The sequence below is a fragment of the Loigolactobacillus binensis genome (genome assembly GCF_005405165.1).
Lineage (GTDB): Bacteria > Bacillota > Bacilli > Lactobacillales > Lactobacillaceae > Loigolactobacillus > Loigolactobacillus binensis.
Genome location: NZ_BJDN01000016.1, coordinates 39,908 through 63,825 on the forward strand (window position 1 = coordinate 39,908; position 23,918 = coordinate 63,825).

The 23,918-nt window shown below is 41.9% G+C and carries 20 protein-coding genes; 2 read left to right on the plus strand and 18 right to left on the minus strand.

Annotation, left to right across the window (positions count from 1 at the left end; all coding sequences use genetic code 11):
* Window positions 1-156: 156 nt before the first annotated feature.
* The 5 genes from FFM78_RS08510 to parE form a co-directional block, all read right to left on the minus strand.
* A complete protein-coding gene (locus tag FFM78_RS08510; protein ID WP_137638019.1) occupies window positions 157-1,119 on the minus strand; it encodes a LysR family transcriptional regulator in 963 nt (320 codons plus the stop codon).
* 242 nt (window positions 1,120-1,361) lie between these two features.
* Window positions 1,362-2,174 carry a pyruvate formate-lyase-activating protein gene (gene pflA / locus FFM78_RS08515; protein WP_137638020.1) on the minus strand — a complete coding sequence of 271 codons (813 nt, stop codon included), beginning with the start codon at window positions 2,172-2,174 and terminating at the stop codon, window positions 1,362-1,364.
* A 29-nt stretch (window positions 2,175-2,203) separates the two neighbouring features.
* Window positions 2,204-4,465 (minus strand): formate C-acetyltransferase, encoded by a 2,262-nt coding sequence (gene pflB, locus FFM78_RS08520; RefSeq protein ID WP_137638021.1) that lies wholly within the window; start codon window positions 4,463-4,465, stop codon window positions 2,204-2,206.
* A 399-nt stretch (window positions 4,466-4,864) separates the two neighbouring features.
* Window positions 4,865-7,327 carry a DNA topoisomerase IV subunit A gene (gene parC / locus FFM78_RS08525; protein WP_137638022.1) on the minus strand — a complete coding sequence of 821 codons (2,463 nt, stop codon included), beginning with the start codon at window positions 7,325-7,327 and terminating at the stop codon, window positions 4,865-4,867.
* 8 nt (window positions 7,328-7,335) lie between these two features.
* Window positions 7,336-9,339 carry a DNA topoisomerase IV subunit B gene (gene parE / locus FFM78_RS08530; RefSeq protein ID WP_137638023.1) on the minus strand — a complete coding sequence of 668 codons (2,004 nt, stop codon included), beginning with the start codon at window positions 9,337-9,339 and terminating at the stop codon, window positions 7,336-7,338.
* Between the two features lie 340 nt (window positions 9,340-9,679).
* On the opposite strand from parE, the gene plsY reads away from it, so the two are divergent.
* Window positions 9,680-10,306 carry a glycerol-3-phosphate 1-O-acyltransferase PlsY gene (gene plsY / locus FFM78_RS08535; protein WP_171001866.1) on the plus strand — a complete coding sequence of 209 codons (627 nt, stop codon included), beginning with the start codon at window positions 9,680-9,682 and terminating at the stop codon, window positions 10,304-10,306.
* 31 nt (window positions 10,307-10,337) lie between these two features.
* On the opposite strand, the gene FFM78_RS08540 is transcribed toward plsY, so the two are convergent.
* From FFM78_RS08540 to FFM78_RS13865, 10 genes are all read right to left on the minus strand, one after another.
* Window positions 10,338-11,228: an aldose 1-epimerase family protein gene (locus tag FFM78_RS08540; RefSeq protein WP_137638025.1), complete on the minus strand. Its 891-nt coding sequence runs from the start codon at window positions 11,226-11,228 to the stop codon at window positions 10,338-10,340.
* 34 nt (window positions 11,229-11,262) lie between these two features.
* Window positions 11,263-12,678 carry an ATP-dependent protease ATPase subunit HslU gene (gene hslU / locus FFM78_RS08545; RefSeq protein ID WP_137638026.1) on the minus strand — a complete coding sequence of 472 codons (1,416 nt, stop codon included), beginning with the start codon at window positions 12,676-12,678 and terminating at the stop codon, window positions 11,263-11,265.
* A gap of 17 nt (window positions 12,679-12,695) precedes the next feature.
* Entirely contained in the window at window positions 12,696-13,241 is a 546-nt protein-coding gene (gene hslV, locus FFM78_RS08550) for an HslVU peptidase proteolytic subunit (RefSeq protein ID WP_137638027.1), read from the minus strand.
* Between the two features lie 86 nt (window positions 13,242-13,327).
* A complete protein-coding gene (gene xerC, locus FFM78_RS08555) occupies window positions 13,328-14,236 on the minus strand; it encodes a tyrosine recombinase XerC (RefSeq protein ID WP_137638028.1) in 909 nt (302 codons plus the stop codon).
* Window positions 14,237-14,298: 62 nt separating this feature from the next.
* On the minus strand, window positions 14,299-15,612 hold the full coding sequence (gene trmFO, locus FFM78_RS08560; protein ID WP_137638029.1) for an FADH(2)-oxidizing methylenetetrahydrofolate--tRNA-(uracil(54)-C(5))-methyltransferase TrmFO: 1,314 nt from the start codon (window positions 15,610-15,612) through the stop codon (window positions 14,299-14,301).
* A 15-nt stretch (window positions 15,613-15,627) separates the two neighbouring features.
* On the minus strand, window positions 15,628-17,703 hold the full coding sequence (topA, locus tag FFM78_RS08565) for a type I DNA topoisomerase (RefSeq protein WP_137638030.1): 2,076 nt from the start codon (window positions 17,701-17,703) through the stop codon (window positions 15,628-15,630).
* A gap of 97 nt (window positions 17,704-17,800) precedes the next feature.
* Window positions 17,801-18,664 (minus strand): DNA-processing protein DprA, encoded by an 864-nt coding sequence (gene dprA / locus FFM78_RS08570; RefSeq protein ID WP_137638031.1) that lies wholly within the window; start codon window positions 18,662-18,664, stop codon window positions 17,801-17,803.
* A gap of 52 nt (window positions 18,665-18,716) precedes the next feature.
* On the minus strand, window positions 18,717-19,475 hold the full coding sequence (gene rnhB, locus FFM78_RS08575) for a ribonuclease HII (protein ID WP_137638032.1): 759 nt from the start codon (window positions 19,473-19,475) through the stop codon (window positions 18,717-18,719).
* A complete protein-coding gene (gene ylqF, locus FFM78_RS08580) occupies window positions 19,468-20,322 on the minus strand; it encodes a ribosome biogenesis GTPase YlqF (RefSeq protein WP_137638033.1) in 855 nt (284 codons plus the stop codon). The genes rnhB and ylqF overlap by 8 nt, the downstream gene beginning before the upstream one ends.
* Window positions 20,323-20,484: 162 nt before the next feature.
* Entirely contained in the window at window positions 20,485-20,655 is a 171-nt protein-coding gene (locus FFM78_RS13865) for a hypothetical protein (protein ID WP_171001865.1), read from the minus strand.
* Between the two features lie 86 nt (window positions 20,656-20,741).
* Between FFM78_RS13865 and FFM78_RS08585 the strand changes: the two genes are divergently transcribed.
* The gene (locus FFM78_RS08585; RefSeq protein ID WP_223877039.1) at window positions 20,742-21,617 is read left to right on the plus strand and encodes a helix-turn-helix domain-containing protein; all 876 of its coding nucleotides are present in this window, start codon (window positions 20,742-20,744) and stop codon (window positions 21,615-21,617) included.
* Between the two features lie 3 nt (window positions 21,618-21,620).
* Here FFM78_RS08585 and FFM78_RS08590 read toward each other — a convergent pair whose 3' ends face one another.
* The 3 genes from FFM78_RS08590 to FFM78_RS08600 all read right to left on the minus strand — a co-directional run bounded on the left by FFM78_RS08590 (window position 21,621) and on the right by FFM78_RS08600 (window position 23,813).
* On the minus strand, window positions 21,621-22,538 hold the full coding sequence (locus tag FFM78_RS08590) for a zinc-binding dehydrogenase (protein ID WP_137638038.1): 918 nt from the start codon (window positions 22,536-22,538) through the stop codon (window positions 21,621-21,623).
* A 270-nt stretch (window positions 22,539-22,808) separates the two neighbouring features.
* Window positions 22,809-23,381, minus strand: coding sequence for a suppressor of fused domain protein (locus tag FFM78_RS08595; protein WP_137638034.1), 573 nt, complete (start codon window positions 23,379-23,381; stop codon window positions 22,809-22,811).
* A 114-nt stretch (window positions 23,382-23,495) separates the two neighbouring features.
* Window positions 23,496-23,813 (minus strand): immunity protein YezG family protein, encoded by a 318-nt coding sequence (locus FFM78_RS08600; RefSeq protein WP_223877042.1) that lies wholly within the window; start codon window positions 23,811-23,813, stop codon window positions 23,496-23,498.
* Window positions 23,814-23,918 lie beyond the last annotated feature (105 nt).

Consider the following 23,918-nt stretch of genomic DNA (forward strand, 5'->3'; position numbering starts at 1 on the left):
TTTTGAACAATTTCTGGCAGATTTAAACTCACGCAAACTTATTTGCGTGAGTTTAGGGTCAACCAAGGTGTGCTCCCCGCCCGCTTACATTTATCCTACCAATCACTATTAATTATAGCACGGTAGTTATGGGGGCTGACAAGCAATCTTGATAAATTATTCACCTTTTGTAGTGGCCTTCAGGCGCGCAATATAATCCTTAGCGTCAATATAGTCATCAAAGGCTTTTAAAAAGCTAGCAATTCGTGGAATTTGATCTTTATCTTGCCGGAAAACAAAGGCTAAGTCAAAACGAATAGCAGGATCAAATGAAGCCACGTAGGAATCAATGTCAGCTTGATGGGCCTGAACAAAGGAATTTGGTAGTGCGGTATACGTTTGCGTTGAACGCGCAAAGCGTAAAATCTGGTTAGGCGTTGTAAAATGCGCCACAATGTTAGGCGTATCCGTCAGTTGATTTTTATAAGATTCATTGATCAAGGAATTCAAGTAATAACGCTCTGGATAAGTGACCCAATTGTTATCAATGGTGTCCTTGTACTTGATCTTTTTCCGCTTAGCTAATTTTTCGTTATGATGCAAGAAAAGCAAGTCTTCGTTTAGAATGCGTTTAGACTTGTAAGGTTTCCAATTTTTAATACTATCGTCAGGTAGATACATGACGGCTAGATCAATTTGGTTAGTTTCTAAACGTTCCCAAATTTCTTTACGCGTCAACATATGGAAACTTAATTCAATTTCTGGGTTTTCTTTATAGTAATGGATCGCAAAATCTTCTAATACGCGATCTTCGATTGAAGCCAATAAGCCAATTGAAATCTTACCCTGAGTGGCACTAGTGGTTTGCTGAATCTCATCAGTTGCCTGATTCAGTAACTCATAAATTTCGTGCGTAGTTTGTAACATGGTGCGGCCAGCATCAGACAAATGTAATTTTTTACCAACTGAATAAAATAACGGTGCCTCGACACTACGTTCCAGCTTCTTGATCTGCTGGGTCAAAGCAGGCTGAGTAATGCCAAGCAATTGCGCAGCCTGCGTATAATTCATCGTTTCAGCCAGTTGTAGAAAATAAGTTAGCGTTTTTGATGAGAAAATATTTTCTTGTTTGGTTTTCAAAATGTGGTCCTCCTTTAGTATGCTTATACTAATAATAACCTAAAGCTTTAAAAAATAACAATTATTTTCTTGGAAACTTTTTCAGGCAAAATCTAACGTACTGCATTTCATTATACAATATTTTACACTTAAGAAAACGATTAAATGTTTAAATTTTTATCTAAAATAAATAGCATCTATTACCAGATCAATTTTATCAGTCTGCGGTAGTAGACGCTACTATTATAAACTATATTTCACGATTATGCTTCAAGATAACCTGGATAGGCCTGGTAATTGGTATAAGCTGCACAGTTTAATAGCTTTTCGGCATTTTTGATACGTGTTGGCGTTGGTGGCCGAATTGCACCTAATGGATAATCAAGCCCTAATTCAGTATATTTAGTCACCCCCATTGTATGGTATGGAAGTACCTCTACTTTATCGACAATTGGAGCCAAAGTTTTTATATATTGGCCCAAGCGGATAAGATCAACATCAAAATCCGTACGTTGCGGTACTAAAACGTGCCGGATCCAAATATGCTTATTGTGTGCTAACATATAAGCCAACATTGCAAAAATATTTTCGTTGTGCCGGCCCGTTAGCTGCTTATGTTTCCGTGAATTGATCTGTTTGATATCCACTAACGAAATATCGGTGTAACGCATCAATTCTTCAAATCTACTGAACCAAGGCTGTTGGCGAGTGAAAGGCTGGCCACAGGTATCTAGACAAGTTCGAATTCCACGGGTCTTAGCCTTTTTGAATAAATCAATTAAAAAGTCGATCTGTAATAAGGCTTCACCACCACTAACAGTAAGTCCCCCCTGCTGGCCCCAAAAGGCTTGGTATTGCACAGCATCGGTTAAAATCTGTTCAGCCGTTACCTCAGTCCCTACTCCCTGCTGCCAGGTATCTGGATTGTGACAAAACTGGCAACGCATTTGGCAACCCTGCAGAAAAAGCACATACCGGATACCTGGACCATCAACGGAACCGAAAGTTTCAATTGAATGGACATAGCCAAGTGGTATTTGTTCAGTCCCCACCTGCTTTTGCTCAAAAATTTTCATCAGTGTCCTCCGTTGCTAATTCAGATTAGTTACATTGTTTCAAAGTAAGTTCGCGCGAGAACATCGTCTTGTTGCTCTTTAGTTAAATCAGCAAAATAAACGCAGTAACCAGAGACCCGTACTGTTAAGTTTGGATAATTTTCTGGGTGGGCCTGTGCAGCTGTTAAGGTATCACGGTTGAAGACATTGATGTTCAGATGCATGCCCTTGTTTTCCATGTAGCCATCCACCATATTGACTAAAGTTGTCTGTTGATCGGCGGCCGTATTACCCAATGTTTGCGGTGTGACACCAAAAGTATTTGAAATACCATCTGTTGCATACTTATAAGGAATTTTTGCCGTTGATAATAGTGATGCCAACGCGCCATTTTGTTCCGCACCATAAGCCGGATTGGCACCTGGTGAAAATGGTTTACCCGCTTGACGACCATTCGGCGTTGTTCCGGTGTTTTTTCCGTAAACAACATTAGAAGTGATCGTTAATACCGAGGTCGATAATTTAGCATGATGATATAAATGATGGGTATTCATTTTATCGTATAATTTTTTGACTAACATTTTAGCAATATTATCCACCCGTTCATCGTTATTACCATAACGGGGGTAATCTTGGTCAGCCTGAAAATCAACAGCAATCCCATTTTCATCACGAATAACTTTCACGTGTCCATATTTAATGGCAGAAATAGAGTCGGCAGCGTGCGATAGCCCGGAGATGCCGGTGGCAAAGGTATAATTCAGTTTAGAATCCTTTAGCGCTAATTCTTCAGCCTCATAATCATATTTATCATGCATGTAATGAATCACATTTAGGGCGTTTACATAAACGTCTGCAACCCAATCTAACTGGCGGTCGAACTTAGCCATAAATTCAGCGTAATCAATATATTCAGACCTGATCGGTTCAACTGGCGGACCTACTTGCACCTTACTAAGTTCATCAAGGCCACCGTTGATCGCATAAAGCACGGTTTTAGCCATATTGGCCCGTGCACCAAAGAATTGAACACCATCAGCGATCGGTTGTGCTGAAACACAGCACGCAATACCATAATAATCGGTTCCCCATTGATAGCGCATTAAATTATCATTTTCATATTGGATCGTTGAGTTATCAATGGAAACTTTAGCGGCATACTGTTTAAAGGCATCAGGCAAGCGCTTATCCCAGAGTAAAGTGATATTCGGTTCCGGTGCTGCACCCATATTTTCCAGCGTTTTTAGAACACGGAAGCTAGTTTTGCTAACGTGGTGGCGGCCATCCATACCCATACCGGCCATGGCAAGCGTTGCCCAAATAGGATCTCCTGAAAATAAGTCGTTGTAATCAGGTGTACGGATAAAACGAACCATTCGTAATTTCATTACAAACTGATCGATTAATTCTTGCGCCTGTATTTCTGTAAGTAAGCCCTGCTCTAAATCACGTTGAATATAAATATCTAGGAAAGCATCAATGCGGCCAACGGACATGGCGGCGCCGTTTTGTGTTTTAACGGCGGCCAAATAACCAAAGTACACCCACTGAACGGCTTCTTGTGCGGTTTTAGCCGGGTGCGCAATATCATGACCGTAGCTTGCGGCCATGACTTTCATACCCTTTAACGCCCGTATTTGCTCGGCAATTTGTTCCCGCAATTTAAGGACCGCATCAGTCATTTCACCATTACCAACATTGCCGTGATCCTGAATTTTGGCCTCGATCAAGTGGTCGATTCCATACAAAGCGATCCGCGGTAAATCGGGAATGATACGCCCACGGCCATAAGCGTCAGGTAAACCCGTGATGATTTTATAATGACGTGCTTTTTTCATATCTGGAGTATAGGCATCGAAGACGCCTTGATTATGAGTTTTACGCCATTCGGTAAATATTTGGCGCATTGTAGAGTCAGCAGGATAACCATAGGCTTCTAAGGCATCTTCGGCCATCCGAAGACCACCATACGGCATAAACGCCCGTTTTAAAGGCTGATCAGTTTGTAGACCGACGATTCGTTCCAAATCTTTTTCGATGTAACCGGGGCCATGAGAAGTTAAAGTTGCTGGAATATTATTATCGGCGGCCAAGACACCTCCAGCCGCACGTTCCTGCTGCTTTAAGGCCATTAATGTGTCATTCAAAGACGTTGTTGCGGTGGTTGGTCCAGCTAAGAAGCCTTCATCGCCATCATATTGGGTCAAATTTTCTTGGATAAAATCCCGGACATCAATCGATTCTTGCCAATCGCCACCGTTAAATCCAGTCCAATAGTCGGTTTTGTGATCAGTTGCTTGGCGTTGTTTCATAGTTGAGCGCCTCCTTGAATGTCAAATGATAATATAACAGTTAATTTAAATTAGTATAACATAAATACAAAGTCATGCAAGCCCTTTCTCTTGCGTTATTTTGGTGTTTTATGTGAACTTTTTATAAACATTAGTGCAAATAGTGGGCCTAGTGATAACGATAGTTAAGCAGTGATGCGGACCCATATGGCCGTTTTAACTAGCAACTGTTATATTGATAAATATAACAGTTAATTGCTATATTATAACAGAACAAAAAGATCGCGACATAAATAGCATATGTCGCGATCTTTTGTCGGTTTTTCAAACGCTATGGCCAAAATGGGTTCTTCCGTCGCTTGGCCTAAATCTGGCGCAGCGCTAAAAATTAAGCACATTATGGTATATCAGTAGAAAAGCCTAATTATTTTCTTGCGTAAAGTTAATTTCTGGGTAACCAGTAACTGGAATACCCACTTTTTCTGTATCTAATACAAAGGAACCATTAGAATAGCGGTCACTAAGTGGATGGGTCATGGGATTCAAGCTAATTTTTTGGCGTTGATCAGTCTGAATCAATAAGTTGGTTCCCGTGGTTAATGGACCGACCATAAATTGAATACGATGGGGGCTACGCTTCAACTCACGTAGAATCAGCATGCCACGCCGGGCACGGGTGGTTTCAGTTACTTCTTGAACATTCATCCGTTTTAGCGCGCCTCGTTGTGTCATAAGGGTCACTGCAGTATTTCCGGTCTGTGAAACCAGTACCGCATTGGCGACATGATCCCCTGGCTTAAGTGCCATCGACTTAGTTCCAGCAGCCTTGGCCCCGATGACGGGTACTTCTGCTAATGCATAGCGTAAACCATAACCGGTATAACTAGCCAAGAAAACATCAGTCTGCGCAACTTCTGTTGGTTGCAGGTAAAAAACATTCGTCACAAAAGCAGTGTCGTTCTTTAGATGCATTGCTTGTGCTGCCCGTGATTTATAGGTTCGTCCAGGTAAGAAGTCAGCAAAGGTCGTTTGTTTAATGTAACCATCACTGGTCGCTAAAACAAAGTGGCCACTTTGCTTTAGATCACTAAAGGCAAACGTTTGAATAATGGCTTCATCGGCAGCCAAACCGATCGTTTGCGAAATATGTTCGCCGGTATCTTTCCAGCGTGCATCACTTAACTCGTAAACAGGCCGGTAAATAAGGTGGCCTTTATTGGTAAACATAAACAAATGGTCTAAAGTACTTAGTTGTTGTTGGAATGTCAGAAAATCTTCTTCCTTCAAACCGTTGTCATCATCAGTTGATGAATTGTACGAACGTAGGCTGCTACGCTTTAAATAACCATCATGACTAACCGCCACGATGACGGCCTCATCGGCCACCACAACCTTGGTATCAACTTTTAACGGTTCAATTTCCGCTTGGATCTCACTAAGGCGTTTAGTGCCATAATCACGTTCAATTTGCCGTAATTGCCCTTTTAACACGCGTGCCAGTTCCTTAGGCTCAGCAAGAATCTTTTGGAGCTTAGTGATCTGTGTAGCCAGATCGGCCTGTTCTTTTTGTAAAGCCGTAATATCAGTATTTGTGAGCCGATACAGTTGTAAGGAAACGATTGCTTCCGCTTGGGCCTCAGAAAATTGGAAGGCTTTAACCAAATTATCCTTCGCATTCTTTTTATTTTTACTTTGACGAATGACCTTGATCACTTGATCCAAAATCGATAATGCCTTGATCAAACCTAAAACAATATGCTGGCGTGCCTGTGCTTTATCCAGCTCAAAACGAGTGCGCCGCGTGATCACTTTTTCCTGATGTTCTAAATATGCGGTCAACAGTTGTTTTAGACCCAATTGATCAGGTCGTTGATGATTGATCGCCACCATATTGAAATTATAGGTAACTTGTAAATCAGTATTTTTTAAAAGATAGGTTAAAATGCCTTGGGCGTTGGCCCCTTTTTTAAGTTCAACCACGATTGCTAGACCGCGTCGATCTGATTCATCACGTACTTCAGCGATGCCATCGACTTTTTTCATAATTCGTAGTTCATCGATTTTTTTAACTAATAAGGCCTTATTGACTTCGTAAGGAAGCTCACTAATGGCGATCTGCTCGCGGCCACCGCGTAAAGTAACCATTTCAGTCCGTGAGCGCACAACGATTCGTCCGCGGCCAGTTTCATAGGCCTGTTTAATTCCATCGAGGCCTTGAATAATACCCCCAGTTGGAAAGTCTGGGCCTTTTACAAAAGTCATTAACTTAGCAAGATCAGCAGCTGGATGATCCAATAAATAAATTAAGGCTTGAATCACTTCGCTTAAATTGTGGGGCGGAATTTCCGTGGCGTAACCGGCGGAGATCCCTGTTGCGCCATTGACGAGTAAATTAGGAAAACGGGCTGGTAAAACGGTTGGCTCGTCTTCGGTATCATCAAAGTTAGGAACAAAATCGACAGTTTGTTTGTCAATATCTTGTAGCATTTCGCCAGCAATCTTACTCAATCGCGCTTCAGTATAGCGCATCGCAGCAGGCGGATCGCCATCCATTGAACCATTATTACCGTGCATGTCGATCAATGGCGCCCGCAGTTTCCAATCCTGACTTAAACGAACCATGGCTTCGTAAATACTGGAGTCACCATGGGGATGAAAATTACCCATAACGTTCCCCACTGATTTGGCTGACTTACGAAAGCCCTTATCATAGGTATTGCCATCACGATTCATGGCGTATAGAATACGCCGTTGAACTGGTTTTAAACCATCACGAATATCGGGTAAGGCCCGTTCTTGAATAATGTATTTTGAATAGCGACCGAAACGATCGCCCATAACCTCTTCTAAAGTTAATTCTTGAATATTCTGTTGATCACTCATTTACTCACTCACTTTGCAACTTGATCTGGGGCAGCAGGTTTTATATTACTGGCAGTGTGATTAGCAGTTTTGGTTTCCAAAATGCTGCCTTCTTCTGCCATTGAAAATTGGACGTGGCTTTCGATCCACTTCCGCCGGGGGGCAACTTTGTCACCCATTAAAACAGTAACTCGTCGCTCAGCTAAAGCGGCATCATCGATCCGAACTCGGATCAAGGTTCGCGACTCCGGATTCATTGTGGTTTCCCACAGTTGATCCGCATTCATTTCACCGAGCCCTTTGTAACGTTGTAGGCTAGCACCTTTACCAAAGGTTTTCATTTCTGCGGCCAGTTCATCATCAGTCCATGCGTAGCGGATCTGGATATTTTTACCGCTCCCTTTTTGTAAACGATAAAGCGGTGGTAAAGCAATGTAAACTTTGCCAGCTTCGATCAAAGGCTTCATATAACGATAAAAAAATGTCAGTAATAAAATTTGAATGTGGGCCCCATCAGTATCCGCATCAGTCATGATAATGATCTTATCGTAATTACTATCGGCAACTGAGAATTCTGGACCAACCCCAGCGCCAATGGTATAAATCATTGTACTAATTTCTTCGTTTTTTAAAATGTCGTCCATTTTAGCCTTCTGGGTATTGATAACTTTACCGCGCAGTGGCAAGATCGCCTGAAATTTGCGATCGCGGCCCTGTTTTGCGGAGCCACCGGCCGAATCACCTTCAACCAAATAGAGTTCATTACGTTTGCTATTACGGGACTGGGCAGGGGTTAATTTGCCGGATAATAAGCGCTCGGTTTTTTTCTTACGTTTACCATTGCGGCTCTCATCACGTGCTTTACGGGCGGCTTGGCGCGCCTCCCGTGCCTTTAAGGCTTTCTTGACCATCATTTGGGCAAAATCGCCATTTTCTAGTAAATAGTAGGCCAATTGTTCGCCGATCACATTATCTACAGCAGCACGGGCCTGGGGGGTACCTAATTTACCTTTAGTTTGGCCCTCAAACTGTAGAATTTCTTCAGGTATGCGAATGGAAATTACCGCAGATAACCCTTCCCGGACATCACTACCTTCAAGGTTTTTATCTTTTTCTTTTAATAGATTGACCTTACGGGCGTAATCATTAAAGGAACGTGTCAATGCGGTTTTCATACCAGCTTCATGGCTGCCGCCATCGTTAGTACGCACATTATTGACGAACGATAAAATATTTTCTGAATAACCATCATTGTATTGGCCGGCAAATTCAACTTGGATGCCATCCTTTTCGCCAGAAAAGAACATAATTGGGCCTAAAGTATCCTTATCTTCGTTTAAATAATCGACAAATTCTTGAATACCATTTTCATAGTGATAAATTTCTTGCCGACCTTCACCACGTTCGTCAGTAAAAATAAATTTAACGTCGCGCAGTAAAAAGGCCGATTCCCGAATCCGCTCGGCTAAAGTATTGTAATTAAATTCAACGGTGGTAAAAATAGTTGGATCAGGCTTGAAAGTGATTGTGGTCCCAGTTGCTTCCCGGGTTTTACCTAATTTTTTCAGGGTACCCACTGGCTGTCCGCCGTTACGGAATTCTTCCGCAAATTTTTTACCATCGCGGACTACCGTTGCGGTCATTGACTCAGATAAGGCGTTAACCACACTTGAACCAACCCCATGTAGCCCACCGGAAGTTTTATAACCGCCTTGACCAAATTTACCACCAGCGTGTAAAACGGTTAGAATAACCTCGATAGTCGGAATACCGGAAGCATGCATTCCCGTCGGCATACCCCGGCCAAAGTCACGAACGGTAACACTGTTATCGGCATGGATGGTAACATCGATTTCTTTACCATAACCGGCCAAAGCCTCATCAACAGCATTGTCAACAATTTCGTAAACGAGATGATGCAGTCCTTTACTGTCAGTTGAACCAATATACATACCAGGACGCTTACGAACGGCTTCTAGCCCTTGCAGGACTTGAATTGAAGCGTCGTTATAAGCCGTTTGGTTTTTTTTCATCAAGCAAAAACTCCTTTTAAGAATTCATAAAATAATCAGGCCCTAACGCATTAACTTCTCCGTTAGGGCGTTAAGTAGAAGATCGAATTAAACCTATTTTAGCAGTGATAGCTAGCATACCTAGTTTAATGATCGTTTGTGCAACTTAAATTGAAGCTAAATTAGTGCACAAGACACTATCTTACCTTATGCGAATCTATTTGAAAAGTCAAAGCAGAACAAACGTTCGCTAAGCCTATTTTACCACAAATTGGCTTAGTCTAGCTAGTCCCGCCAAAACATGCTAAAATACAGACTAGCATTAAACTTGCGGCATAATAATTTGCACTTATTTGGAGGCATTGATTTGAAACTTGTACTTATGCTATTGTGTGCCTATTTATTAGGTTCGATTCCTTCTGGCTTGTGGCTGGGTAAATGGCTTTATCACAAAGATATTCGTCAGTTAGGTAGCGGTAATATTGGCACTACCAATACGTTTCGAGTATTAGGTAAAAAAGCGGGCCTGATTGTTTTGTTCATGGACATGTTCAAAGGAACCTTAGCGGCAGCGCTGCCTTATTTATTTGGCAGTTTTGGCCATCCTTTCTACAATCCACTTTTGATCGGTTTAGCTGCAGTTGTTGGCCATAGCTTTTCGATTTTTGATCACTTTCATGGCGGTAAAGCCGTGGCTACCAGTGCCGGGATCGTTTTGGCGTACAACCCGTTGTTTTTCCTAGTCTGCTGGCTGGTTTTTGGCTGTATTGTCTATTTCACGCGTATGGTCAGTGTTGCCAGTATGTTAGGAATGGTTATTATTTTTGGCCTATCCTTTTTCTGGCATGATCTACTGCTGAGTGGCGTTGCCTTTTTTTTAATGTGTTTTATTATTTATATGCACCGCGACAATTTTAAACGAATCAAAGCTGGTACCGAAAATAAAGTGCCTTTTGGTTATCACTATCATAGAAATCGATCCAAATAAAAACGAGGCCATTGCCTCGTTTTTTTTGTTGCTAAAATGCCCGGCGTTGATGAGCCGTGATCGTATAGCTGCCGCTAAAGTCTTCACCACCAGCTAATTCGTTGATCCCCATTTTTTCGGTTAATTCACCGCTGGTTTCTAAATTATCGGCGATCCCCCACCAAGGTTCAATGCAAACTAGGTTGCCGGTAGTCGGATAAGGTGACCAAATACCCGTGTAAGGTGCATCCGGCACGGTGACCGAAATGCCTTGATGATTATGGTCGTTTTTCAGGGTAAAAGTATTTGGCTGGTGCAATTCGTAGATCAGGGCATCATTTTGAAATAATTCATGGGTCAGATCGTGGTCAATATCAGTGGCCGCTAAAGTCTTGTGTGCCGCATCATTGAACGGACCAACCAGGGGAATTTGAACCCGGGACTTCTTTGGCTCATAACTGATGTAATAGTCCTCAAATTTATTTTCAGGCGTTACGGGCACGTTGAAGCCGGGATGACCGCCAATTGAAAAATAAAGCTCGCTGGTGGCCGGATTATGCACGCGATAAGTGACTTTCAGATCATTATCAATTAATTGATAAGTTACGGTTAGTTCAAAGGCAAACGGATAGATCTTGCGGCTTTGCGCATCAGCAGTTAATTTAAAACTGATCGTTGTTGCTGTTTGATTGCTAACCGTAAATACACGGTCGCGGGCAAAACCATGTTGGCCCATATGGTAAGTTTTACCTTGATAACGGTATTGATCATTTTTTAAACGACCGACAAAAGGAAACAAAATTGGTGCGTGTCGACCCCAGACTTGCGGGTCGGCCTGCCAAATATATTCGGTTCCTGAATCCAACGAGATCAGGTTAGTTAATTCGGCCCCTTTTTCCGTAAAATTAGCCTGTAAAAATTGATTTTTAATTGATAATGTCATGCGTGCCCTCCTTAAATATCACCTAATGTAGTTTCTATAGAATATAACGACTTAGATCTTTATTAGCGACGATATCCCCAATTTTATCGTTAACGTACTTTTCAGTGATCGTGATATCTCCCATTTCCATATCTGGTCCTTCATAGAGAATATCTTCCAATAATTTTTCTAAGATGGTATGCAGCCGGCGTGCACCGATATTCTCGGTTTCATGGTTAACATTATAGGCAATTGCAGCGATTCGCTCAATAGCCTCCTTAGTGAAGGTCGTGTGCACATTATCTGTACCGATCAAAGCCATATATTGCTTGATCAAAGCGTTGTTTGGTTCGGTTAGAATCCGGACAAAATCTTCTTTCGATAAATCGTCTAATTCAACCCGAATCGGGAAACGACCTTGTAATTCGGCAATTAGATCGCTGGGTTTACTATCTGCAAAAGCGCCGGAAGCGATGAATAGAATGTGGTCCGTATTGATCGTGCCGTATTTTGTTGAGATCGCTGAACCCTCGACAATCGGTAAAATGTCACGCTGCACGCCTTCTCGGGACACTTCACCACTATTTTTCTGACCATTAGCGGTGATCTTATCGATTTCATCAATGAAAATGATGCCAGTATTTTCTGCACGTTGAATAGCATCATGGTAAATATCCGCATCATTAACTAATTTTTCAGCCTCTTCCTTGATCAATACTTCGCGGGCTTCCTTAACGGTGACGGTTCGGCTGATTTTACGTTTTGGCGTTAAGGCACCTAATGTTTCACCTAAATCGATTCCCATTTGGCCCATCATGTTATTATTCATCGCCACTGCCTGTTTAGGATCATCCATTTCGATCGTGACTTCTTGGTTTTCTAACAATCCCCGGTCAAGTTGTTCTTTGACCGACAGTCGTTGATCACGAACTGTATCAGTGACTTCTTCTTTTTCTTCGTTATTTTGTAGTGGATTTTGGCCATTTTGCATAGCGGTGAAAGCATTCATCAGACTTTGCATCTGATTCTGCTGGGTCGGCTGCTTTTTAACACCGGGAACCAATAACTTGACTAGACGCTTATCAGCGGCCCGACTTGCCTCAGCATTGACGTTCTTATATTGAACCTTACGTTCCATTTCAATGGCTACATCAACGAGGTCACGAACCATGGATTCAACATCACGACCAACATAACCGACTTCAGTAAATTTAGTGGCTTCGACTTTGATAAAGGGAGCCATTACAATTTTTGCTAACCGTCGGGCGATCTCAGTTTTACCGACTCCGGTTGGGCCGATCATCAGCATATTTTTAGGGGTGATCTCATCTTGCATATCTTGGGCTAATTGCATGCGCCGATAACGGTTACGAAGGGCAACTGCAATGGCACGCTTAGCCTCGTGTTGTCCGATCACATACTCATCAAGAGCCGCTACGATTTGTTTAGGTGTTTTTTCAGCTGGTTGCATTTAAGTTAGCTCCTTTATTATAGATCTTCAACAATAATATTGTGATTTGTGAAAATATCAATATCCCCGGCAATACTAATGGCCGCGTGGGCAATGTCGTGGGCACTCATGTCTTTAGCGTGAGCAGTTAAAGCTTTAGCAGCGGATAATGCATAGTTCCCACCGGAGCCGATGGCCAAAATATTGTCATCAGGTTCGATCACTTCGCCATTGCCCGAAACCATCAATAACTGATCCTTATTCATTACGATCAGTAAAGCTTCAAGCTTCTGCAGGGTTTGATCTGAACGCCAGTCTTGAGCTAATTCAACCGCAGCTCGTGACAGGTTACCACTATATTCATTTAATTTCTTTTCAAAACGTTCTTCCAGATTGAAGGCATCGGCTACACTGCCAGCAAAACCGACCACTACCTGATTGTTATAGATCCGGCGAACTTTCTTGGCGGTTCCTTTCATAATTACACTTTCGCCCATGGTTACCTGGCCGTCACCAGCCATAGCGGCGTGGCCATTATGCCGAACGGCACAAATTGTGGTTGCTTCAAATTTAATGGCTGTCATTTTTTGCACTCCTTCATAATAAAAAACTAATTGTAACTGATTTAGCTTAAAGTAGCCTAAAAGAACTAAACGAGCTTTAGCTCACTTTAAGATTTTGCTCGCGGAAAATACTTGCGGTAATCCTGTTGCAAATGTTCCGTGGTCACATGGGTATAAATTTGGGTTGTCGACAAACTACTGTGACCTAATAGTTCCTGCACCGTACGTAGATCAGCACCATTATTCAACAAATGCGTCGCAAAAGTATGGCGTAACATATGGGGATGAATGTCGGTAGTTAAACTACTTTTTTTGATGATCTGATTTAAAATATATTCAATTCCAGCCGCAGTTAACTGCTTACCGTAATGGTTAACAAAAACGTAATCATGATCAACTTGGTATTTAGTCATCAGTGGTGTCCGACAATCAGTTAAATATTGATCCAAGGCCTGCGCGGCAAAATGACCAAACGGCACATAGCGATCCTTATTGCCTTTACCGTGGATCAGCATCACGCTGAGGTCAAAATCAACGGCGCTTAAGGTGAGATTAACGCATTCGCTGACCCGGATCCCTGTTGCATATAATACTTCAAGTAACGCTGAATTGCGTAGGTCTAAGGGCTGATCTCCCTGCACGGCATCAAATAGCGCTTGCATTTCTTTTTCATAAAAAAAACGCGGTAAATGTGCATTGTGCCGCTTTAACTGTACAGCAGTAAATGGATTTGTCGCAACAAAATCATTTTTAACTAAATAGTTATAAAACGACCGTAAACTGGAAATTTTGCGTGAAACCGAATTGCGACTGTACTGCTGTTCATATAAATAACTCAAGTAAGTTCGTACATCTAATAATTTTATCGCTTTAAAAGAATTGACGCCACCATTGTCCTTCAGAAACTGAATAAAACTTAAAATATCTTCTTGATAAGCCTTACTGGTTTCTGGACTGTATTGACGCTCAACGTTTAAATACTGAATGAATAAATCGAGCCAATTTAATTCCAGCAAAAAATCCCTCCCGACTTAATGAATCCACTGTAACACAAGTCGAGAAGAATTTAAAAAAGAAGCTATAATTGTTGCTTAAAAGTGGCTAAAGTTGCCAAAGCACGTTCGGCCAAGGCCTGATTACGTAACTGTTTATCCCGGACTTTTTCCGGTAAGGCTTTAACGATACCAAAGTTTGCGTTCATTGGCTGAAAATGATGCGCACTTGTATGGGTGATGTAATGGGCCATGGCCCCGATCGTTGTTTCTTCAGGAAAAATAAGTGGTGCCTGATTTTGTGCCAACCGCGCCGCATTAACACCAGCGATCAGACCACTAGCGGCACTTTCGACGTAACCTTCCACCCCAGTCATTTGGCCAGCAAAAAATAGATCAGCCCGTTGTTTAGATTGATAGGTTGGTTCTAATAATTCTGGTGAACGCATAAAAGTATTACGATGCATTACGCCATAGCGAACAAACTCAGCGTTTTCCAGGCCAGGAATCAAGCGGAAAACGCGTTTTTGCTCACCCCACTTTAAATGCGTTTGGAAGCCAACAATGTTGTATAAACTGCCGGCCGCATTGTCTTGCCGCAATTGAACCACCGCGTACGGCCGCTTACCCGTTTTAGGGTCTTCCAAACCAACTGGTTTCAACGGACCAAAAAGCATTGTTTTAAGTCCACGTTTGGCCATCACTTCGATCGGCATGCAGCCTTCAAAGAATTTTTCTTTTTCAAAATCATGCATGGCTGCGGTTTCTGCGGTAATCAGTGCTTGATAGAAGGTTTCAAATTCTGCCTTATCCATTGGACAATTCAAATAGGCAGCCTCACCTTTATCATAACGTGACTTCAGATAAACCTTATCAAAATTAATACTATTTTTATCTAAAATAGGCGCCGCTGCGTCGTAAAAATATAAACCAGCGCTGTCATTCAGTGCTTGAATCTGTTCGGCTAAGGCTGGCGAGGTCAACGGGCCAGTTGCAACAACGGTTGGTCCTTCTGGAAAAGTAGTCAGTTCCTCGTTGTGGATCGTTACATTCGGTAACGCCTTGATTTTAGCCGTGACTGTTGCTGAAAATGGCTCGCGGTCAACCGCTAAAGCGCCACCGGCTGGTACCGCATTTTGATCTGCAGCCGCTAAAATAACTGAATTTAATTGCCGCATTTCTTCCTTAAGTAAACCAACGGCATTAGTGATCTGGTTGGCGCGCAGCGAATTGGTACAAACTAGTTCGGCAAATTGCGCGGTATGATGGGCCGGCGTAGATTTTACCGGCCGCATTTCATAAAGATCAACTTTGATGCCGCGTTGGGCAGCTTGCCAGGTAGCTTCACTGCCAGCTAAGCCAGCGCCGATCACATTAATATGGGGAGCATTTTGTGTCATCTTCGTTCCTCACTTCTATTTTTGGACAGGTTCTTCATAATCACCATTTGGACAAAGTACTTGCTTGCCACCTTTGACTTTCTTTTCCACTAAGTAGTGACCGTCTTTAGGGCAATCACGACCAATTGGTTTATCCCAGGAGACAAAGTCGCATTCCGGAAAGCGACTACATCCGTAGAAAATACGCTTTTTCTTAGATTTACGTTCGACAACTTGGCCTGTATGGCATTGGGGACAAATAACGCCAATTTCTTTGATGATTGCTTTAGTATTACGACAATCAGGAAAACGACTACAGGCATAGAATTTGCCGTAACGGCCTAATTTGATGACCATCGGTGCACCACAAATGTCACAATCAAAGCCAGCTGGTTCGTCTTTGATCTGAACTTTTTCAATTTTAGTTTCCGCTGAAGATACTTCTTCGGCAAATGGTTGATAAAATTCATCGATCACTTTGATCCATTGTTGCTTACCAGCTTCAATAGCATCAAGATCATTTTCCAGTCCGGCAGTAAAATCAATATTAACAATATCCGGGAAAAACTCCACAATAATACTATTGACGATTTCACCTAATTCAGTTGGTTCAAAACGTTTTGCCTCTAATTTAACGTAGTACCGGCGCTGGATCGTTTCAATAGTCGGCGCATAAGTTGAAGGGCGTCCCACGCCATTTTCTTCCAAAGTTTTGATCAAGGTGGCTTCGGAATAACGAGCCGGGGGCTGTGTGAAATGCTGGTTCGGATCGTTTTGGACTAATTTGACGGTGTCGCCTTCGACTAGATCGGGTAGCATATTGTCTTTTTTATCAGTTTTGCTTGAATCATACACTTTGGTGAACCCAGCAAACTTCATTTTGGAACCATTGGCCTTATAGATCACACCATTTTGTTCAATGGTGACCGCCATGGTATCTAAAATAGCCGGAGTCATTTGGCTGGCTAAAAAACGTGACCAAATAAGTTGATACAACTTCATTTGGTCTTTGTTTAAGACACTGGCCAGGCTTTTAGGTGTCCGCATAACTGAAGATGGCCGAATCGCTTCATGGGCATCTTGAGCACCTTCAGGATTCTTAGTTTTATGAATTTTTAATGCAGCGTATTCTTCACCGTAATTTTCATGTAAAAATTGGCTAGCTTCATGCTTGGCAATATGTGAAATCCGGGTGGAATCTGTCCGCATATAAGTGATCAGTCCAACGGTACCTTGACGACCGCCTAGATTGATGCCTTCGTATAGTTGCTGCGCGACCATCATAGTTTTGCGAGTACGAAAATTTAACCGTCGTACCGCCTCTTGTTGCAGAGAACTAGTGGTAAATGGTGCCTGTGGGAAACGCTTGCGTTCGCGCTTAGTAACTTTAGTAATCTCAAAGTCACCTTTAGGTTCGATTCGTTCCACAATCTTTTGGGCAGCTTTTTCGTTTTTCAACGCTTTTTTCTTACCATCAACCCCATAAAAGCTGGCAGCAAACTTTTTTGTTCCTTTTTTAAATTGCGAATCAATCGTCCAATATTCTTCTGGATTGAAGGCCTTGATTTCATTTTCCCGGTCAATGATCAATTTTAAAGCAATCGACTGTACTCGACCGGCACTCAGCCCTTTTTTTACCTTTTTCCACAGTAATGGGGAGATAGAATAACCAACGATTCGATCCATAACTCGTCGTGCCTGCTGAGCATCAACCAGATCCATATCAATACTCCGCGGTGTTTTGAAGGCATTTTTAACGGTATCTTTGGTGATCTCATTAAAGGTCACCCGATTTTTGCCGGCTGGATCTAACCCTAAAATGTGAGAAACGTGCCAGGCAATAGCCTCGCCTTCACGATCGGGATCAGAAGCTAGGTACACATGTTCAGCTTTTTTTGCATATTTTTTTAAATCTTTAATAACGGCACCTTTTCCGCGAATGGAAATGTAGTGCGGTTCGTAATTATTCTCGAAGTCGACGCCCATTTTACTTTTAGGCAAATCGCGAATATGTCCGAGACTCGCCACGACTTTATAGTTGCGGCCGAGGTATTTTTCAATCGTCTTGGCTTTTGATGGTGATTCGACGATCACAAGATTTTTATACGCCATGACAATCCCCTTTCAGTTCGTTTGTTTAACGCTAACGAATCGTAAAACATCATATGCCAAGCCGAAGCGGTTTGTCAACTGAAAGTAAATTTTCGCTTCATATAATAGTCAATTCTTCAAGTAGATCAGTGGCCGAAAGTGCCGGCCGTGCCCCAGCGGCGATCAGTTGATTACAGCCGACCGAGAGCGGTTGCCACAACGCCCCAGGTACTGCTAAAACATTGCGATTAGCTTGTAACGCTAAGTTAGCGGTGATCAGGCTACCACTATGTTCACGTGCCTCAGTCACGCATAAAGCCTGGCATAACCCAGCAATCAAGCGATTGCGCTCGGGAAAATGATAACGCTGTGGTGTGCTGCCTAGAGAATATTCAGTCAGCACGAGGCCAACTTGCGCAATTCGTTGTTGTAAGGCCTGATTCGTACGCGGGTAGTAGCTATCCAACCCAGTACCGATCACCGCAATCGTTTGTCCATGGGCGGCTAATGTAGTCATATGCGCCATTCGGTCAGCACCGGCAGCTAAACCACTAATGATCACTATATTTTGAGCAATCAAGGCCGGCATAAAATTGATCAAGGTTCGTTGGGTGTAATCAGTGGCCTGGCGCGCACCAACTAAGGCTAAAATAGGTCGTTGTAATAAGGCTAAATCACCTTGGTAAAATAAAATCGTTGGTGGTTGGAAGCTTTCCCGTAAATAAAGCGGATAAGCAGCATCCAGCCAAGTTAAATAATTGAGCTGTTGATGTTGTTGGCACAACGTGGTTAATGCTGTGCTAGTCCACGCTTGCGTGAAATGCTGTTGCTGGTCTAAATTCAGGCCGGCCAATTGACTGAGTTGCCTGACAGTCAATTGACTTTGCGACCGCCGCCGTAAAAATTTGGCAATCCGCAATTCACCTACACGGCCGATGCCCGGACATAAATGAAGTTTAAGTAATAAATCTCTTGATCGCATAAAAAAGGCTCCTTCGGTAGTTTAATTTTAAACTACGCAAAGGAGCGCTGAATTATTGTAAATAGGGTTTGATCGGGGCAAAGCTGCGCCGATGGATCGGCGTGATTCCATGTGCAGCCAAACCAGCTAAATGTTTAGCGGTCCCATAACCGGCATTATCCGCAAAATCGTACCCTGGATAGGCTTGGTCATAGGCTAACATTAACCGATCCCGAACTACCTTAGCTACGATGCTAGCCGCCGCAATGCTGATGCTGTGACTGTCACCCTTAAACATACTGATCGTTGGAATCGCGGTTTTCAATTTGACCGCGTCGATCAATAAGTGATCGGGCTTAGTTGTCAATCCTGCCACTGCTTGTAACATTGCTAACTTTGTTGCCTCTAAAATATTTACACGGTCAATGGTAGGAACATCGCTGATCCCAATGGCAACACTGACAGCTTGCTCTAAAATCAGCGGATAAAGTTGCTGACGCTTGGCCGCCGATAATTGTTTTGAGTCATTAACGGCGTAAAGCGCAAAATCATGTGGCAAGATCACGGCGGCGGTCACTACCGGTCCAGCTAAAGGACCACGTCCGACTTCATCGATCCCAGCAATCTGTGGATACTGTGGCCACAAACGATCCTCATAGTGACTGCGCTGCAGAAAGGCCGCCTGTTCGGCAACTTTTTTGGCTTGTTGTTTATGATACTGCTGTAAACATTTTTGAACACCTTTACGCGAATCAGTGGCCAATTGGGCTAGATAATCAGTACTAGGCTGCCTTAATAAATGCTGTTTCACTTCGACGATTGATTCAGTCATGTGTAGCCTCATCAATTTGATCTAACGTATAACGCCCTAGCTTGCCCTTTCGACAATCGAGGATCAAACGCTCGCTGGCCCGCTCATAATCTTCTCGTAATCCAAAACCTGCCGTTAATTTCATCAGCAAATCAGGATCATTAAGTTTAAGATCATCTATTGTTAAACTATACCGTTTTTGCAGACGCTCAGGGAAATACTGCTTAAAAAAGGCTAATTCATACAGAGCAACATCGTCGGCGTGAAACAAGGAATCTTTGATCGCCCCAGTTAGTGCCAATTTTTTGCCAACTAAGACATCTTCAAATTTGGGCCATAAAATACCCGGTGTATCCAGCAATTCTAAACGCTTACCGGCCTTAAGCCACTGTTGCTTTTTGGTAACACCGGGATGGTTACCGGTGATCGCGATATTGCGTTTAACTAACCGATTTAAGATCGTAGATTTACCAACATTAGGGATGCCGATACAAATCGCCCGAATCGGTTTATTTTTGATGCCGCGAGCCTGCTGCCGGGCAATTTTATCCGCTAAAATCACCTGCGCTTGCTTCTCGATTTGTTGGACATTGTGATTGTGTTGCGAATCGATACTGATCGCCGGTAAATCGTGTTGCTTAAAATAATTGATCCACGCGTTATTTAACGTTGGGTCGGCTAGATCGGCCTTATTTAAGATCATCAGGCGCGGTTTCTGCTGAATGATCTGATCAAGAATCGGATTGCGCGAAGATAATGGTAAGCGCGCATCGACAATTTCTAAAACAATATCAACTAAATGTAAATTTTCTTGTACTTGTTTCTTAGCCTTTGCCATATGGCCAGGAAACCATTGAATCGTTGCCATAATAAAAATCCTTTCGTGTGCTGGCGTTTTACGCCAGTCGTTGTCTGTCCTATTCTATCATATTTTTAATTCTAATTTTGCAAACAAAAAATAAGACCGTAATAATTACGAACGCCCTATTAAAATAATCCTGCGTTTCTCTAACAAATAAGAATTCGGCCTTTAATTCAATCTTTTCTTTAAATAGGATCCACCTACCAGCAACAACAAAATGATCAGGCCGGCTTTCATTACCCATAAACTGATAAAAGCCCCAAAAATGACTGTCAGCATACTATAAAGCGAAGTATTGAAAATCAACGCGCAGACGATGGCCATGATTATTAATGGCATTAAACCCACCTACTTTCTTTTTTCTGACCCACATGGTAAATTGATATTGATTTTAGAAAAATTTTTCACGACAGGAGCGTGAACTAATGTCTTATGCAGCAGATAGTCAGATCGCAGTCGCACTTGGAAAAAGGATCGCATTGGAACGAAAACTAAAGCACCTGTCGCAACAACAATTGGCCGAAGATATTTGTTCACAATCAATGATCAGTAGTATTGAAAAAGGTGTTTATATACCGAATGCGGTCCTCTTATCAAAAATTTGCGCCCGACTTAATATCTCAATGGATAGTGCGCTACTGAGTCATTATCCCACAATAGATGGGTTTGATCAGTTCAATACGACGATCAAAGCGCTCTGCAATCAGCATAACTATGCGGGCATGCTCAGCTACTTGGATAATGATGGTTTGGTTGATCGACTATTCAAAGACGAAGATCTGCAGACTTATTACTACTATTATGGCGTGGCGACTGAGCAGCATTTAGATGATACACAAAATAGCCTACGTTATCTGCGGCTGGCCTATAACTATACTTTCACGGCGCAGCGAAAAGTGGTCACCCCAAATGAAATTCTGATCCTCGCCGGTATCGCTTATTTAGAGACAAAATTTCCACATAATCAGGCTGGACTTAAGCGTGGCTTTACTGATTTCAAGGCCGCATTGACTTTAGTTGAGAATGGTCAAGTCACTAAATACGATGAAAATAGCAACATTCTTTATTATCAATTCGGGCTGCGTTTACTAGAAACAAAACAGTACACAGCAGCCATCAATATTATTTCTAAGGGCATTACTTGGACAACGACGCACGCTTCATATTACATGCTTGCCGACCTCTTTTTTCTCCTAGCAAAGACACACGAAGCGCTGAATGATACGGCCAAAGCTAAGCTGGCGCTGAATAAGAGCCAAACACTGGCCGATATTTTCGATGTCTCAACTTATCCATTTTAAAGGTTAAAACGCCAGTAAAATTCGACCCTGTTTAAGCCCATTTTTAGCAGTCAAATGGGCTTTTTTAACATCCGTATACTTATATTTAGCCTGAATGTAGGCCACGATTTGCTTATCCGCCAGCAGATTTAATAATCGCCTGTAACCACGAACACCGATCGTACCGTTACTAAATTTAAAAGTTTGGTGTGCTTTTGGCGGCGTAAAACTGGTTAACGATAAAGAAAAAATAGCCAGTTCAGCAAAACTGGCCGCGATTAGTTGCAGTAAATCAGTTCGGCCAACTGTATCAATAACTTTAGTTGGCGGCACGATATCCTTTAATTGCGTGGCCAATTCTTCTTGATAATTCAGTACTATATCAGCACCAATTGATTTAACAAAATTGAGATTATTAGGACTGGCCAAGGCGATCACTTGGGCCCCAGCCAATTTTAGCAGTTGAATCAGATACGTGCCCACGCCACCAGAAGCGCCAGTCACTAAAACCGTATCCCGGGCGGTAACATTAATTGAATTAATTGCGTGTAAGGCCGCATCCGCACCACCAATCAAAGTCACCGCCTCACTCAATGCTACATTATCCGGCACTGTGAAAAGTAAAGGTGGCAGCTGGGAATTGATCAGCTCCATTGCGGCGCCAGTTGGTTGTGCACCGATCACTTTTTTGCCTAGCAAACTTTTATCACGTAGCAATCCCACCTTTTCAACGATACCACCGAAGCCATAACCGATCACCATTGGTAATTTAACCGGCCGAATGCCCTTTAATAGCCCATACTCGGTCATCCAATCATAGGGTAAAACCGGCGTGTACTTATTTCTGACTAAAACTGATAACGGCGTGAATCTACTTGCACTGGCCGTTTCGATCTGCAGGCCGTCAACACCACTGAAATTCTGTTGTACGATCTGTTTCATTTTGCTGATTCTTTTTGGTGCGGCATCATTTACTACTAATTTTGTTGTCATGGTCAGTCCTCATTTTCGTTTAGTTTATGCAAATATTTTGAATAAGCCAACTGTACAAGGAATTAAGATGCAACAAAAATAAGAGTTCTGATAATTGTGGTGTTCAGAATAGAAAAGTTCGATTATGCGAAAAGAATCAAAAATAACGAAATAAAAATATTCCAATGAAAATTTCCCAACAATGGGTTGATTTTCACTGGAATATTAATAAGTTCATATCTAACTTATTACGGAATTTCTACCAAGATCATAAATATCAATCTGCTGCTCAATAAATTTATTCTCTAAGGCTTCACTGCCGTTTTTTTCTAAGAATTCAAGCTCAGCATCTGAAATAGGAACCATTAGTAACCAAGTAATTGATTTTTCTTTTGTTTCTAATGTAGTTAAACGTTCCCATAGAAAAGGTGATACAAAAAATATGTGTTTCATATCTGTACCACTATAGTATTGATCAATTATATTAGTATATACCATGCCTGGATGACAAGACTGATGATCAACAATGATATTAAAAGCACAGGTACTCATAATATTTCCAAAATACTCAAAATTTGTTCCACTTGTGCCAATCAATTCAACTCTTAATTTTTTATCATTTGTTTTCAAACCAATTGAATAGTTCGATAAACCAATTGTTGAATAAGATGTTAGACCCTCATCAGGTCTATTTTCCCCAATAAAGATATCTATACTTGCATTTTCATCTTCGTTCAAGTACTGCATAACTTTAGGAGTACCGCCAATAACCGTCAATATTTTATTTGCTACTAGTTTGCTATCATTTACCATTTTTCTCTCCTATTTATCTATTATTAGCGTTCTCCAGAACAAAGATCACACGGGCCTTTCCCCCATGTTTCTGCTAATGATCATTTGAAAATATAACAATTCATATTATGTAAATTAAAGTTCATATTTTTCATTTAACTTATCATCATATGTTTCCATTTTTTTCATAGTATCAAGACTAACATGCTGTGGAATATCTTTGCTTATATACTTATAGACAAAATAGTCAGCAATTTCATCATCAAGAAAATCAGTTTTAGTCCAATCTGTATATCTTAATTTTATATGCAACTTTCCGGCTGATGTAAGCTGCATAATCAGATTACTAAATGGTTCCTGCACATATTCAATGAAAGCTTCACGCATTTGAGAAACTTTTTTAATTAGTAGATGAACCTCATCGTTGAATTCACTTTGATTAACTTCATATATCTCAGGTACGCGTGGTGCTAGTTCGTCATAAAATCAAAAAAGCCTAAATTGTATACCAATATCGTCAATTCAATCTTTAATTGAAAACCAAATAGACTACGGGTG

Excerpts from the sequence above, each read along its gene's own strand:
- pflA (WP_137638020.1), bottom strand. The coding sequence starts at position 2,174 with ATGAAAATTTTTGAGCAAAAGCAGGTGGGGACTGAACAAATACCACTT.
- pflB (WP_137638021.1), bottom strand. The coding sequence starts at position 4,465 with ATGAAACAACGCCAAGCAACTGATCACAAAACCGACTATTGGACTGGA.
- parC (WP_137638022.1), bottom strand. The coding sequence starts at position 7,327 with ATGAGTGATCAACAGAATATTCAAGAATTAACTTTAGAAGAGGTTATG.
- parE (WP_137638023.1), bottom strand. The coding sequence starts at position 9,339 with ATGAAAAAAAACCAAACGGCTTATAACGACGCTTCAATTCAAGTCCTG.
- FFM78_RS08540 (WP_137638025.1), bottom strand. The coding sequence starts at position 11,228 with ATGACATTATCAATTAAAAATCAATTTTTACAGGCTAATTTTACGGAA.
- hslU (WP_137638026.1), bottom strand. The coding sequence starts at position 12,678 with ATGCAACCAGCTGAAAAAACACCTAAACAAATCGTAGCGGCTCTTGAT.
- hslV (WP_137638027.1), bottom strand. The coding sequence starts at position 13,241 with ATGACAGCCATTAAATTTGAAGCAACCACAATTTGTGCCGTTCGGCAT.
- trmFO (WP_137638029.1), bottom strand. The coding sequence starts at position 15,612 with ATGACACAAAATGCTCCCCATATTAATGTGATCGGCGCTGGCTTAGCT.
- topA (WP_137638030.1), bottom strand. The coding sequence starts at position 17,703 with ATGGCGTATAAAAATCTTGTGATCGTCGAATCACCATCAAAAGCCAAG.
- dprA (WP_137638031.1), bottom strand. The coding sequence starts at position 18,664 with ATGCGATCAAGAGATTTATTACTTAAACTTCATTTATGTCCGGGCATC.
- rnhB (WP_137638032.1), bottom strand. The coding sequence starts at position 19,475 with ATGACTGAATCAATCGTCGAAGTGAAACAGCATTTATTAAGGCAGCCT.
- ylqF (WP_137638033.1), bottom strand. The coding sequence starts at position 20,322 with ATGGCAACGATTCAATGGTTTCCTGGCCATATGGCAAAGGCTAAGAAA.
- FFM78_RS13865 (WP_171001865.1), bottom strand. The coding sequence starts at position 20,655 with ATGCCATTAATAATCATGGCCATCGTCTGCGCGTTGATTTTCAATACT.
- FFM78_RS08585 (WP_223877039.1), top strand. The coding sequence starts at position 20,742 with ATGTCTTATGCAGCAGATAGTCAGATCGCAGTCGCACTTGGAAAAAGG.
- FFM78_RS08590 (WP_137638038.1), bottom strand. The coding sequence starts at position 22,538 with ATGAAACAGATCGTACAACAGAATTTCAGTGGTGTTGACGGCCTGCAG.
- FFM78_RS08595 (WP_137638034.1), bottom strand. The coding sequence starts at position 23,381 with ATGGTAAATGATAGCAAACTAGTAGCAAATAAAATATTGACGGTTATT.